The 13,539-nt window shown below is 66.7% G+C and carries 12 protein-coding genes and 1 tRNA gene; 11 read left to right on the forward strand and 2 right to left on the reverse strand.

Annotation, left to right across the window (positions count from 1 at the left end):
* Positions 1 to 72 precede the first annotated feature (72 nt).
* Positions 73 to 1,032 carry a hypothetical protein gene (locus D8I30_RS13335; protein WP_121483177.1) on the forward strand — a complete coding sequence of 320 codons (960 nt, stop codon included), beginning with the start codon at positions 73 to 75 and terminating at the stop codon, positions 1,030 to 1,032.
* On the opposite strand, the gene rpiA is transcribed toward D8I30_RS13335, so the two are convergent.
* Both rpiA and glmU read right to left on the reverse strand, forming a co-directional pair.
* Complete coding sequence (gene rpiA / locus D8I30_RS13340) at positions 1,022 to 1,705, reverse strand: ribose-5-phosphate isomerase RpiA (RefSeq protein WP_121483178.1); 684 nt, start codon at positions 1,703 to 1,705, stop codon at positions 1,022 to 1,024. The genes D8I30_RS13335 and rpiA overlap by 11 nt on opposite strands.
* Positions 1,702 to 3,081, reverse strand: a complete 1,380-nt coding sequence (gene glmU, locus D8I30_RS13345; protein WP_121483179.1) for a bifunctional UDP-N-acetylglucosamine diphosphorylase/glucosamine-1-phosphate N-acetyltransferase GlmU — start codon at positions 3,079 to 3,081, stop codon at positions 1,702 to 1,704. The genes rpiA and glmU overlap by 4 nt, the downstream gene beginning before the upstream one ends.
* A gap of 72 nt (positions 3,082 to 3,153) precedes the next feature.
* On the opposite strand from glmU, the gene D8I30_RS13350 reads away from it, so the two are divergent.
* The 10 genes from D8I30_RS13350 to D8I30_RS13395 all read left to right on the forward strand — a co-directional run bounded on the left by D8I30_RS13350 (position 3,154) and on the right by D8I30_RS13395 (position 13,535).
* On the forward strand, positions 3,154 to 3,840 hold the full coding sequence (locus D8I30_RS13350; RefSeq protein WP_121483180.1) for an HAD-IA family hydrolase: 687 nt from the start codon (positions 3,154 to 3,156) through the stop codon (positions 3,838 to 3,840).
* A gap of 134 nt (positions 3,841 to 3,974) precedes the next feature.
* Positions 3,975 to 5,264: a dicarboxylate/amino acid:cation symporter gene (locus D8I30_RS13355; protein WP_121483181.1), complete on the forward strand. Its 1,290-nt coding sequence runs from the start codon at positions 3,975 to 3,977 to the stop codon at positions 5,262 to 5,264.
* 105 nt (positions 5,265 to 5,369) lie between these two features.
* Positions 5,370 to 5,444 (forward strand) — tRNA-Val (locus D8I30_RS13360).
* Between the two features lie 346 nt (positions 5,445 to 5,790).
* Positions 5,791 to 6,819 carry a UDP-glucuronic acid decarboxylase family protein gene (locus D8I30_RS13365; protein WP_121483182.1) on the forward strand — a complete coding sequence of 343 codons (1,029 nt, stop codon included), beginning with the start codon at positions 5,791 to 5,793 and terminating at the stop codon, positions 6,817 to 6,819.
* A 61-nt stretch (positions 6,820 to 6,880) separates the two neighbouring features.
* Complete coding sequence (locus D8I30_RS13370) at positions 6,881 to 8,323, forward strand: glycosyltransferase family 2 protein (protein WP_240387252.1); 1,443 nt, start codon at positions 6,881 to 6,883, stop codon at positions 8,321 to 8,323.
* Between the two features lie 10 nt (positions 8,324 to 8,333).
* Entirely contained in the window at positions 8,334 to 9,470 is a 1,137-nt protein-coding gene (locus D8I30_RS13375) for an NAD-dependent epimerase/dehydratase family protein (protein ID WP_121483184.1), read from the forward strand.
* A 92-nt stretch (positions 9,471 to 9,562) separates the two neighbouring features.
* Positions 9,563 to 10,288 carry a cellulose biosynthesis protein BcsS gene (bcsS, locus tag D8I30_RS13380; protein WP_121483185.1) on the forward strand — a complete coding sequence of 242 codons (726 nt, stop codon included), beginning with the start codon at positions 9,563 to 9,565 and terminating at the stop codon, positions 10,286 to 10,288.
* Positions 10,289 to 10,433: 145 nt separating this feature from the next.
* Positions 10,434 to 11,561 carry an endo-1,4-beta-xylanase gene (locus D8I30_RS13385; protein ID WP_121483186.1) on the forward strand — a complete coding sequence of 376 codons (1,128 nt, stop codon included), beginning with the start codon at positions 10,434 to 10,436 and terminating at the stop codon, positions 11,559 to 11,561.
* Between the two features lie 124 nt (positions 11,562 to 11,685).
* Complete coding sequence (locus D8I30_RS13390) at positions 11,686 to 13,161, forward strand: sensor histidine kinase (protein ID WP_276118684.1); 1,476 nt, start codon at positions 11,686 to 11,688, stop codon at positions 13,159 to 13,161.
* Positions 13,158 to 13,535 carry a response regulator gene (locus D8I30_RS13395; RefSeq protein WP_121483187.1) on the forward strand — a complete coding sequence of 126 codons (378 nt, stop codon included), beginning with the start codon at positions 13,158 to 13,160 and terminating at the stop codon, positions 13,533 to 13,535. Before D8I30_RS13390 ends, D8I30_RS13395 begins: the two co-directional genes overlap by 4 nt.
* Positions 13,536 to 13,539: the final 4 nt, after the last annotated feature.

Here is a 13,539-nt window from a genome sequence, read left to right on the forward strand (position 1 = left end):
GTGGCGAAGGCTTTTGACAATATCGGGCGCTAGCTTAACGTCGCCGAACATCGTTTCACGGGAGCAACCATCATGATCGCCGAACTTCTCGCGTCCGCATTGCTCGGCATGACGGCCCCGGCAGACGACAGGGGCGGCGTTCCGGACGTTCAGGACCCGGCCTCCAATCAGGCTGTCCGCCTGGAGGACATTCAGGTCACCGGGCGCCGTCTGGATTCCCTCATCCAGGATTTCGTGCGCGAGGTCGCGGCGCCCAACCGCGGCCGCGGCATCGCCCGATGGGATCGCAGCGTGTGCGTCGGAGCGGTCAATCTGCGGCAGGACGCCGCGCAATATGTTGTCGATCGCGTCTCAACCATCGCCGAAGATCTCGGCCTCTCCGCCGGGGCGCCGGGATGCACGCCCAACATCCTGATCGTCGCCACCTCGAATGGACAGGAGTTGGCTCAAGAATTGGTCGAGAGGCGCCGCCGAGCCCTGCGCATGGGCGGGTCGGGCATGGACCGAGGCGGCGCGGCCCTGCGCGATTTCCAAGACGCCGATAGGCCGGTGCGGTGGTGGCAGGTCAGCATGCCTGTGGATTCCGAGACAGGCGCTCGCGCAACGCGCATTCCAGGCGATTGCCAGGACAGTTGCAGCAGCGTCTTCGACGTGGCTCCCATGATCAACGTCTCTTCAGCATCGCGCCTTTCCACGCAAATCGTCGACAACATCATCCGCACGATCGTCATCGTGGACGTCGATGACGTAAGCCATGTGGACGCGACACAACTCTCGGACTACGTCGCGATGGTGTCCTTGGCGCAGATCGACCCCGAGGCCGACACCAGCGCCTACGCCTCGATCCTGAACGTCTTAGCCGATCCGGCGAGCGCTTCGTCCCTGACGGAGTGGGACAAGGCCTATCTCTCGGGCCTGTATGACGCTCAGCGGACACGGCAGAACGTCCGCGCGGGAACGTCCGAGATCAGAACCTCCATTCGGCGCGCCCACGCTCGGCTCTCCGAAGCGGGCGCCTCGCCTACGGATTGAATGTCTCGACGCCGTCGTCCATGCCGATGATGGCCAGGTCGGTGAGGTCGAGGAACAGGCCGTGCTCGACCACGCCGGTCAGGCTCTTGAGGTCGGCGGCGAGGCGGGCCGGGTCGGCGATGACCTTGCAGGCGGCGTCATAGATCAGGTTGCCGCCGTCGGTGCGGACCAGGCCGCGCTCGGCCTGACGCACGCGGGCGGGCGAGGCGATGTCGTGGTCGGCCAGGACGTCGGCGATGCGGTTGGCGGTCGTCTTGTGGCCGAAGGCGACGACCTCGATCGGCAGGGGGAAGGTCCCTAAGGCCGGGACCACCTTGGCCGCGTCGGCGATGCAGATGCAGCGCTCCGAGGCCTCCCACACTAGCTTCTCGCGCAGCAGGGCGGCGCCGCCGCCCTTTATGAGCGCCAGGCCCGGGCCGATCTCGTCGGCGCCGTCGACGGTCAGGTCGATGCGCGGGGTGTCCTCCAGCGTCGACAGGGTCAGGCCCAGTTCGCGCGCCAGATCGGCGGTGCGTTCCGACGTCGGGACGCAGCGCAGATCGGGCAGGTTGCGCGCGGCTAGCGCCTTGACGAACCAGGCGGCGGTGGAGCCGGTCCCTAGACCGACGACCATGCCGGCCTCGACGTATTGAGAGGCGGCTTCGCCGGCGTTCTTCTTCTGCAGGTCGCTCATTTGGATTTCGCCGCCTTCTTCGCGCGCATGGTTTCCATGAAGCGGGCGGCCCAGCCCGGCTTCGTCGTCTGTGCAGCGCGGCCGAGCGCCAGATCGCCGGGGGCGACGTCCTTCGTCACCACCGAACCGGAGCCGATCATGGCGCCCGCGCCGATGGTCACGGGGGCGACCAGTGAACTGTTCGAGCCGACGAAGGCCCCCTCGCCCACCGTGGTGCGGTGTTTGAAGAAGCCGTCGTAGTTACAGAAAATCGTGCCCGCGCCGATGTTGGCCTTCGCGCCCACATGGCCGTCGCCGAGATAGGCCAGGTGGTTGGCCTTGGCGCCCGGATCCATGCGGACGTTCTTGACCTCGACGAAGTTGCCGATCTTGACGCCCTCGCCCAGGTCCGCGCCGGGGCGCAGGCGGGCGTAGGGGCCGACCTCGGCCTTGGTCGCGACCTTGGCGCCCTCGATGTGGCTGAAGCTGCGGATGCGCGCGCCCTCGGCCACGACCGCGCCGGGGCCGAAGACGACGAAAGGTTCGATGGTCGTCCCTGCCCCCACTTGGGTGTCCCAGGCGAAGTGGACGGTGTCGGGTGCCGACATGGTGACGCCCGCGGCCAGGAAATGCTCGCGCTGGGTGGCCTGGAACAGGGCCTCGGCCTGGGCCAGCTCGGACTGGGCGTTGACGCCCATGACCGAGTCCTCGGATGCGAAGACGGCGCGGGTCGGGGCGCCGCGCTTGCGGGCCAGCTCGACCACATCGGTCAGATAGTATTCGCCCTTGGCGTTGTCATTCTTCACCTCGGCCAGGAGGTCGAACAGCAGGCCGACCGGGGCGGCCATGACGCCCGAGTTGCAGGCGGTGACGGCCAGGACCTCGGGCGAAGCCTCCTTGGCCTCGGTGATGGCCAGAAGGTCGTTGCCGTCGAGGATAAGACGACCGTAGGCGCCGGGGTCGCGGGCCTCGAAGCCGATGACGGTGACGCCTTCATGCGGGTTGTCGGAATCCGGGGCGAAGACGGGCTCGATGTCGGCGGCCTTCAGCAAAGGCACGTCGCCGTAGGTCACGACCACATGGCCGATGAAGTCGCCCAGCACGGCCTCGGCGGCGCGCACCGCGTGGCCGGTGCCCAGCGGCGGGTCCTGAACGGCGATGCTGTCGGCGCCGAGGCGCTTTTCGACGTGGGCGCGGACCTCGGGCGAATGGGAGCCCACGACGACGACGATGCGTTCGCAGCCCAGGGCCTCGGCGGCGTCGATGGCGTGGTCCAGCATGGCGCGCCCGCCAACCGGGTGCAGCACCTTGGGCAGCGGCGACTTCATCCGCGTCCCCTGCCCGGCGGCGAGGATGATGGCGGCCCTGGGATGACTCTGGGGATGGAGTGCGGTCATGAATCGATCCGGCAGCTTGTCGTCCTGCGCGATCTAGCCCATTGCCCGTTTCAGCGCGAGCCGGGAGACGACATGAGCACTGAACGCGATCTGGAAGGCTGGACCATCGCCTTCGACCTGGACGGGACCCTGGTGGACTCGGCGCCCGACCTGATCGGCACGCTGAACCGGATGCTGGCCCAGTATGAGTTGCCGCCCGTGCCCATGTCCTCGGCCCGGCATCTGGTCGGGCATGGGGCCATGGCCCTGCTGCGCCACGGCTTCATGGAGGCGGGCGCCGCCTGGGACGAGGCCCATGCGCCCGGTCTGTTCGAGCGTTTCATCGAGGACTACCTGGCCCACATCGCCGACGAGAGCCGCCCGTTCGACGGCTGCGTCGCCGCGCTGGAGCGGCTCAGCGCGCGCGGCGCCGTCCTGTGCGTCGCCACCAACAAGCGCACCGACCTGTCCGTCGCCCTGATCGAGGCGCTGGACCTGACGAAGCACTTCGCCTTCATCGCCGGGCCGGACGCGGTCTCGGCCCGCAAGCCCAGCGGCGTCCACATCATCGAGGCGGTGCAGAGGGCGGGCGGCGATCCGGCGCGCTGCGTCATGGTCGGCGACAGCACCACCGACACCAAGGCCGCCAAGGACGCGGGCGTGGCCTGCATCACGGTCAGCTTCGGCTATAACGACGTGCCGCATGAGGAACTGGGCGGCGATGTGATGATCGACCACTACGACGGGTTCGAGGCCGCGCTGGCCGAGGTGATGCCCTGAATCCTTCTCCCCTTGAGGGAGAAGGAAAAACTATCGAACGCTTTAGAACTTCTAACCCTCAATCGCTCCCGCCGCTGTTGCCGTCTTCGCGCCTGCGAAACACATAGGACGACCGCTCCTCCCCAAAGGTCGTCATGTTTCGTCGCTTCTTCGCCATCCCCCTGTGGCAGCGCACCGCCGCCGGTTTCGCCCTGGGCATCATCGCCGGCCTGATCCTGCGCGAGCAGGCGACCGTCTGGCTCAAGCCGATCGGGGACGTCTATCTGAACCTGATCCGCATGGTTGTGGCGCCCCTGGTGCTGTTCACCATCGCCAGTTCCATCGCCAAGCTGGGCGAAGGGGTGGGCGCGGTGCGGCTGGGGGTGCGGACGCTCGCCTGGTTCGCCGTCACCTCCCTGCTGGCCGTCCTGGTGGGCTTCGCCTTCGGCCACATCATCAATCCGGGCGTCGGCCTGTCCGACCTGCCGCTGGGCGAGGTGAAGGAACGGGTGATCCCAACGCCGCTGCAGGTGCTGCTGGGCGTGGTGCCAACCAATCCCTTCGCCGCCCTGGCCGAGGGCAAGGTGCTTCAGATCATCTTCTTCTCGGCTCTGCTGGGCGGGGCGCTGGTGGCGCTGGGCGACCGGGCGCAGAACGCGCGACGGCTGGTGGACGAAGGCGCGGCCCTGATCTTCCGCATCACCCGCTGGGTTATCCAGCTGACGCCCTTCGGCGTGTTCGGCCTGATCGGTTCGGTCGTCGGCGGCTACGGCTGGGAGGCGCTGCTGCCGCTGGGCAAGTTCATCTTCGCCATCTATGCGGCCTGCCTGTTCCACATCTTCGTCGTCTATTCGGGCCTGCTGAAGCTGCACGGGCTGAAGGTGGTCAGCTTCTTCCGCGGCGCGGGCGCGGCCATGCAGACGGCCTTCGCCACCTCTTCGTCGCTGGGGACCCTGCCCGTCACCCTGCGTCAGACGGTCGAGCGGCTGGGCGTGCCGCAGGCCTATGCCTCCTTCGCCGTGCCTCTGGGCGCCAATGTGAAGATGGACGGGTGCGGCGCCATCTATCCCGCCATCGCCTCCATTTTCATCGCCCAGTATTTCCAGATCGACCTGACGGCGACGCAATATGTCCTGATCGGCCTGACGGCGGTGCTGGGCTCGCTGGGCACGGCGGGCGTGCCGGGGACCAGTATCGTCATGCTGACCCTGACGCTGTCGACAGCGGGCCTGCCGCTGGAAGGCGTGGGCTACATCATCGCCATCGACCGCATCATCGACATGATGCGCACCGCCACCAACGTCACCGGCCAGATGGTCGTGCCCGTCCTGGTCGCCAAGGAGGAAGGTCTCCTAAACCAGGACATCTATGACGGTCACGTCGCCTGGCTGCCGGGCGACCCGGAGGACGAAACCCCGGAAGGCGCGCGTGCGGCGGGAATCTGAGCAAGCGACGCAGCTATTTGATGAATTGAGGCTTGCCGTCGCCGGAATCGCGGGCTATGTCCCCGCCTCCCGACGGCGCAGTCACTGACCGCCCCGTTCCTAGGCGGACGCGTAGCTCAGCGGGAGAGCACCTCGTTCACACCGAGGGGGTCACAGGTTCAATCCCTGTCGCGTCCACCATCTTTTCCTAAATAATACAACGCCCCCACTATCGGACGCAGATAGTGCGCGCCTTGGCTCAATTGAACCGCCACGCCTCCGTGCCAGGCGTAAGCCGCCGTCATGGCGGCCCGTGAAACCGTCAGCCGAATGACCGAGCGCGGCCGCCTGAAAAAGCCTCGCCTGCCGGCCTCCGGACAAGGCTTTCAGCGCTGATCTTGGCCGGCGCCGTGGAACCCAATTGTTAACAATCGGTTAACGCAATTGTCGGCGACGTCGGGGTCCCCATGATCTCCCCTGTCGCGCGAATACAGTAAGCGTCTGGCGTTGATCCGGCTTTTTTAAACAACAAACAAGGCTGAAAGCGATGAATGACGATCGCTTTTCTTATGCTCCGACCCCCGTCGTGACACGGCCCAAGAGGGTCGCCGTATCCGGCGGAGCGGGATTTCTCGGATCGCATCTGTGCGGCCGCCTGATAAAGGCGGGCCATGACGTGACCTGCATCGACAACTTCCATACCGGGCGCCACGCCAATGTCGCTCATCTGATGGGCTCGGACCGCTTCCATCTGGTGGCGCAGGACATCAACGAGCCCCTGGGCGACGAACTGGGCCGGTTCGACCAGATCTACAACCTGGCCTGCCCCGCCTCTCCTGTTCACTATCAGTACGACCGCGTGAAGACGGCCCTGACCTGCGCAATGGGCACCTGGAACCTGCTGAAGCGCGCGGCGACGGACGGGGCGCGGTTCTTCCAGGCCTCGACCTCGGAAATCTACGGCGACCCGGAAATCCACCCGCAGGCGGAGACCTATCGCGGCAACGTCAACACGGTCGGACCGCGCTCCTGCTACGACGAGGGCAAGCGGTTCGCCGAGACCCTGGTGACGGACTTCGGCCACCAGCACGGGCTGACCACGCGGATCGTGCGCATCTTCAACACCTATGGGCCGCGCATGCACCCGGACGACGGGCGGGTGGTCTCCAACTTCATCGTCCAGGCCCTGGCCGGGCGAGACATCACCATCTACGGCAGCGGGGAGCAGACGCGTTCCTTCTGCTTCGTCGACGACCTGATCGAAGGCTTCATCCGACTGATGGAGACGGATGAGGAGATCGACGGGCCGGTCAACATCGGCAACCCGAACGAGATCACGGTCAACGAACTGGCCCAGCAGGTCATCGCCCTGTCCGGGTCGCGTTCGCGACTGGTCTATCACCCGCTGCCGATCGACGACCCGCGCCGCCGGAAGCCCGACATCTCCAGGGCCCTGACCCACCTGCGCTGGTCCCCCCGCGTGCAGCTTCAGGAAGGGCTGGAGCGGACCATCGCCTATTTCAACGCCGAGCTTCACGGGAACAGCGTAGCCCAGAGAGGCGCGGCCGCGTCCTAACCCCCACAGGACCGAACAACCACCACCGACTTATTGGGCAACTAACTGGGCGAACCGCGTGATGAACCTTCAAGATCCCAACTGGGCGACCGTGCTGGTCTGGTTGTTCGCCATCTCCCAGATCCTGTATCTCGGCAGCTTCCTGCTAGAGATGTATTTCCGCTCGCTGCGCGTCGAGCGCGTGGACATGTCCGAGCCCCTGCCCGCCAGCGAGGCGGACTATCCCTTCATCGTCCTGCTCTACCCCGTGCTGCGGGAGCTGGAGAGCACGATGGAGACGACATTCACCTCCCTGGCCAAGCTGGACTATCCGACCGACCGCTATCGCGTCCTGGCCATTCCCAACAGCAGCGACGCCGAGACCGTGGCCAGTCTGAGACGGTTGAGCCGGACCTTTCCGTTCGTCGAGATTCTGGAGGTGCCGCCGACCACCGACGCCAGCTGGGACATGGTGTGGAACGCCTGGGACCAGAACCCCAAGGCCTACTGGTGGCACCGCGGCAAGCGGGCGGGCGTCAAGGACCTGCCGCCCAAGAAGACGCGCCAGCTGATCTACGCGACCTATCACGTGGCCGAGACCTATAAGGGCGAGAGCGGGCTGACCATCGACTACATCGACGCCGACAGCTGCCCGCCGGCGGATCATTTCAAGGCGGCGGCCATCGGCCTGCGCCGGTTCGACGTCCTGCAGGCGCGCAATGTGGCGGGCAATCTGACGGCCAGCCTGGCCGCCGCCTTCCACGCCTTCGACCACATGACCTGGGACGGCGCCAAATACGGCCACCTGTCCGATCCGAAGCAGCCCTACTGGGTGCTGGGCAAGGGGCTGTTCTTCAAGGTCGACGACCTGATCGAACTGGGCAGCTTCCATCCCTGGATCGCGATCGAAGATCCCGAGGTCGGCGAGCGCTTCTGGAAGAACGGCAAGACGCTGGGCATCATCGAGGGCTCCCTGATCGAGGAGGTGCCCGAGACCTTCGGCGAGGGCATCACCCAGAGGAAGCGCTGGGTCGCCGGCTTCTTCCAGAGCCTGGCCACCCCGCTCAAGGAAATGGACTTCAGCTTCGGCGAACGGGTCCGCGTCTGGATGAACTTCCTGCCCTGCATGTCGATGTGGGTGAACACCGTGGGCATCCCTCTGGGCGTCTGGGCGGCCTGGCGCTTCTTCCAGGGCGCGGACTTCCTGCCGCTGTGGCTGGTGATCCTGTCGATCTTCAACATCGTCGCCTTCTCGGTCCTGATAATCGGCCTCTATATCAAGACGTGGCGGCGGACCGACCTGGTGCTGGACGGCGTAGGCGAGCGCATCCGCTACATGCTGATGGTCAATCCCGTCTTCATCATGGTCTGGTGGTGCATGTGGATCATCCCGCTGACGCTGGGCTTCGTCATGTACGTGCGGGACAGCGGCCTGGCCTGGCAGAGAACCGAGAAGATCGACGCCAACAACACCCTCGTCCGCACCAAGCTGGATGAGTTCGGCGCCCTCCGCCACCACCACTAGGCAGGCAGCCATGGACAAGCACATTCTCATCACGGGGGGGGCCGGCTTCATCGGCTCCCACCTGGTCGACGCCATGCTGGCGCGCGGCTATCGCGTAACCGTCCTGGACAGCCTGTCGCCCCAGGTGCACGGCGACGCGGAACTGGACGCCGAAGGATGGCCCACCTACCTCGACCCCCACGCGCGCCGCATCAGGGGCGACCTGCTGGAGGACGGGGTGTTCGAGGCCGCCCTAGACGGGGTGACCCACCTGGCCCACCTCGCCGCCTCGGTCGGCGTGGGTCAGAGCATGACCAACATCGTCGACTACACCCGCAACAATGTGATGTCGGCCGCGATCATGCTGGAGACGCTGTCTCGGCGGCCCCACACGGTGCAGCGGATGGCCGTGGCCTCGTCCATGTCGATCTATGGCGAGGGCGACTATGTGCGCCCCTCGACCGGCGCTCACGTCACCGCCGACATCCGCCCGCACGCCCAGCTGGAGGCCCGACAGTGGGACCTGATGGTCGACGGGGAGGCGCTGGAGCCCTGCCCCACGCCGGAAGAGAAGCGGCTGCAACCCAACTCCATCTACGCCGTGAACAAGCGCGACCATGAGGAGATGTTCCTGTCGGTCGGGCGGGCGCTGCGCATTCCCACGGTGGCGCTGCGGCTGTTCAACGCCTACGGCTCGCGCCAGGCCCTGAGCAATCCCTATACGGGCGTGGCGGCCATCTTCATCTCGCGGCTGATGAACGACCAGCCGCCGCTCGTCTTCGAGGACGGACGGCAGATGCGGGATTTCGTTCACGTCCAGGACGTGGCCGAAGCCTTCGCCACCGTGCTGGATGACGACCGAGAGATCTGGGACGTGTTCAACGTCGGCAGCGGCGCCCCCGTGTCGATCAATGAGATCGCGGCCATCCTGGCCCGGCTGCTGGGCAAGAACATCGCGCCGGAAATTCTCAACCGCTATCGGGTCGGCGACATCCGCCACTGCTTCGGCGACATCTCCAAGATCCAGCGCACCTTCGGCTTCGCGCCGCGGCGGTCGATGGACCAGGGCATGGAGGAGTTGATCGCCTGGGTGTCCCATGCACGCCCCCCCGTTGACCGCAGCGCTGAAAGTCTGGAACAACTGGCAAGGGGAAGGCTGGTCGTCTGACAGCATTCGCCCTTGTTCGCTCTGCGTCTGAACTGCCTGTCGCCGGCGTCGCCAGCATTTGGCGCGTTCGATACTTCGCAAGGAACTGTCCCATGCCCCACCATCGTCGCCCGATGACCGGATTGTCGGCCCTAGCCGCGACCGCCCTCGCCTGCGCCGGCGTCGCCTGGGCCGGGACGGCTTCGGCGCAGAGCGACGTCACGGTGTTCGCAGGCGGCAAGCTGGATGTCGCCGACAGCGCCTATGCCGGGGCGACGATCGGCCTGCCCGGCTCGGTGGATTCCAAGGGCCTGGCGCTGCGGGGCGCTGTCTTCACCGGCACCTACGACTATCGCTCCGGCCCGGCCGAGATCGACGCCGACTTCACCGGCGCCCAGGCGGAACTGGTCTATCGCTTCGGCAACGGCCCGACCTGGGGCAGCGTGGGCGTGGGCTATCGCTACGTCGACACGGACCTCAGCCCCGCCGATCCCGGCAACCGGCGCGACGGCGGCCAGGGCGAGATGATCGTCTCGACCGACGGCGGCCATGTCTCCGGCCCCTGGCGGTTCGACTGGTACGGCTCCTACGGCTTCCGACTGGACGACTATGACGCCCTGGTCAGCCTGACCCATCAGGCCGGGTCGTCGGGCCGCCTGCGCGTAGGCATGGAGGTCGCCGCCGAGGGCGACACCAACTACAACGCCTATCACGTCGGCCCGATGGCGGGGTTCAAGCTGGACGACCGCTCGGAAGCCCAGGTCTCAGCCGGCTTCAGCGACGGCGACAATCGCGACTCCCAGGCCTATCTGCGCCTCGGCTTCTACCGCAGCTTCTAGGCTCGCGACGCGCCGCGCGGCCAAGCTCACAGAAACATCATTTTCTCGCCCTGGCGCCATCATCCGGACCTGTTAAGCCCGCGCCTTAACGAGAAGTTCAGCGTACCGGACCACCCTTCTCGCATTCTCGAGGAGGCGCTGCCGGATGTCGCCGCGGCCCAGCAGACGAGCCCTGATCGGCGCCGCCGCCCTGACGCCGGCGCTAGGCCTCGCCGCCTGGCGTCGCCCCGAAGGCGCGCCGCTTGATCCCCCGACCATGACCACCGTCGCCACCCTGGCCGACGCCGCCCGCGCCCAGGGCCGCTACTACGGCGCCGCCGTCCGCGCCGAGCAGTTGCGCGAGAACGCCGGGTTGCGCGCCGCCGTCCTGCGCGACTGCCAGGTGCTGACGCCCGAGATCCACCTGAAGTGGAACTCCCTGGAATGGCGCAAGGGCGAGTTCAACTTCGCCCCGGTCGACGACCTGCTCGCCTTCTCGCAGCGGCACGGGATGGAGGTTCGCGGCCATACCCTGCTGTGGGACCAGGGCACGCCGGGCTGGGCCAGGCAGGACATGCTGCAGCGGCGCGACTGGTCGCTGATGTCCGGCCATCTGGAGCGCGTCCTGAAGCGATACGCCCCGCGCATCACCGACTGGGACGTGATCAACGAGCCGATCGACACCGAAGCCGGCGCGGCCGGCCTGAGACGCAACGTCTTCCACCAGGCCTTCGGCCCGACCTACATCGAGCGCGTCCTGGAGGAGGCCCGCGCCCACGCGCCCCAGGCCCACCTGGTGATCAACGACTACGGCTTCGAATACGATAACCCGGTGGATCAGGCGCGGCGCAAGGCCATCGTCGCCCTGGCCCGGCGTCTGCGCGCCTCGGGCGCGCCGCTGGACGGGATCGGCGTCCAGGCCCACCTGGACCTGTCCAAGGGGCCGCTGGCCGTCGAGGGCCTGCGCGACATGACCCGGCGCCTGATCGACGAGGGCCTGGAAGTCACCATCACCGAACTGGACGTCAAGGAATCCAGTTTCCACGGATCCGCCGCCGCCCGCGACCAGAAGGTCGCCGACGAGACGCGCCGTTACCTCGAGACCATGCTAGCCTTCCCACAGGTTCGCGGCGTCGTCACCTGGGGCCTGAGCGATCGCTTCTCCTGGCTTTCGGAGCCGCCCCAGCGCCTCCATGCCGACGCCCCGCTCAACCGCGGCCTGCCTTATGACGCCGATTATCGTCCGAAAGCGATGCACCACGCCCTATCCGAGGCGCTGCGCCTGACGGCCTGACCCCCCAAGCTTTACAATTGTTGCTTTTTCGGTCCAGGAAACTGGCACCCTTTCTGCTCATGCTGCGTTAGGGACGCAATGAGAGGGGCTTGGATTGCGGAATCTCGCCAAAACAATCGATCTGGTGGCGGCGTTCGACTCCTCTCCCAACCCTTACGCGCTGCTGGATCGCGACTTGCGGTTCGTGAGCATGAACCAGGCCTATCTCGACATCTCCCATCGTCGCCGCGAAGACCTGATCGGCCACGACATCATGGAGGTCTTCGCACCAGGCGACGACGAGATCAGCCGTAAGGCCAGCCGCCGGCTGCGCGCCTCTTTCGACAAGGTGATGGCGACCGGCGAGCCGGATCACCTCGCGGTCCTACATCATCCGATCATGCGGTCGCAGCCCGACGGCTCGCGGATGACGGACGATCACTACTGGAGCTGCACCCACACGCCGATCAAGGACAAGGACGGCCGGGTCACCCACATCCTCCAGGACTCCACCGATGTGACGGACCTGGTGCGCTTTCGCGCGGATCGCGAGGGAAACCTGGACACCAGCACCGCCCTGGACGCCGTCGCCCGCAGCGGGGTGTTCCAGCGCGCCATGCAGATCGAGGCCAACAACCAGCGCCTCGAGGCCGAGCGCAAGCAGCTCACCGACATGCTGATGAACGCGCCGGGCTTCGTCGCCGTGCTGAACGGTCCGGACCACATCATCCAGTTCTGCAACGACGCCTGCTACCGCCTGGTCGGGCATCGCGAGGTCCTGGGGCGCTCGGTCCGCGACGCCCTGCCCGAACTCAGCGACCAGGGCCACCTGGAGTTCCTGCACGACGTCTTCGAAACCGGCGAGCCGGTCTATGGCCGCCAGCAAGCCTTCGCCCTGCGCCATGCGCCCGACGGCCCGCTGGAGAACCGCTACATCGACTTCGCCTACCAGCCCATTCGCAGCGAAGAGGGCAAGACCATCGGCATCTTCGTCCAGGGCCACGACGTCACCGACGTGGTGATGGCCGCCGAACGGCAGAAGCTGATGATCGACGAGCTCAATCACCGGGTGAAGAACACCCTGGCCACCGTCCAGTCCATCGCCATGCAGACGGCCCGCACCCACGAGGACCCCCGCTCCTTCGCCGAGGCGTTCCAGTCGCGCATCCTGGCCCTGTCGCACACCCACGACCTGCTGACCCGCAGCCACTGGGAGGGCGCCGACCTGCGCGCCGTGCTGGAGCACGAGACTATGGCGCACGGCTCGGGCAGGCTGAGCATGAACGGCCCCCATGTCGCCCTATCGCCGGCGCGAGCGCTGTCCCTGGGCATGATCTTTCACGAACTGGCCACTAACGCCGCCAAATACGGGGCCCTGGCCAGCGGCGACGGCCGGGTCATGGTCGACTGGCGCCTGACGAACCAGAAGTCGCCGCGCCTCGACATCACCTGGCGCGAGATCGGCGGCCCCCCGGTCCCGGCGCCGGAGCGGCGCGGCTTTGGCACCCGCCTGATCGAGCGCAACGTGCGCCATGACCTGCACGGCTCGGTGAACCTTACCTATCCGGCCGGGGGTTTCCTCGCCGAGATCAGCCTCCCCCTGGATTCAGAGATTTTATGACTGACGTGCTTTCAGGCCGCCGCATATTGGTTGTCGAGGACGAGTCCCTGGTCGCCATGCTGCTGGAGACGGTTCTCGGCGACATGGGCTGCGACGTGGTGGGGCCGGTGTCGAACATCGGCGACGGCTTAAGCGCCGTGGCAGGGGAAGCGGCGCTGGACGCCGCCCTGCTGGACGTCAATGTCGCGGGCCAGGAGGTCTTTCCGATCGCAGAGGCGTTGCAGGCGCGCGGCGTCCCCTTCGTCTTCTCGACCGGCTACGGCGAAAGCGGCCTGCCCGAACACTGGCGCGGCCATCCCACGGTGCAGAAGCCCTTCACCGACACCGCGATCCGCGACGCGCTGATGGTTGCCATGGACATCCGCACGGCCTGAAGCC

This window comes from Brevundimonas naejangsanensis (assembly GCF_003627995.1).
GTDB lineage: Bacteria > Pseudomonadota > Alphaproteobacteria > Caulobacterales > Caulobacteraceae > Brevundimonas > Brevundimonas naejangsanensis_B.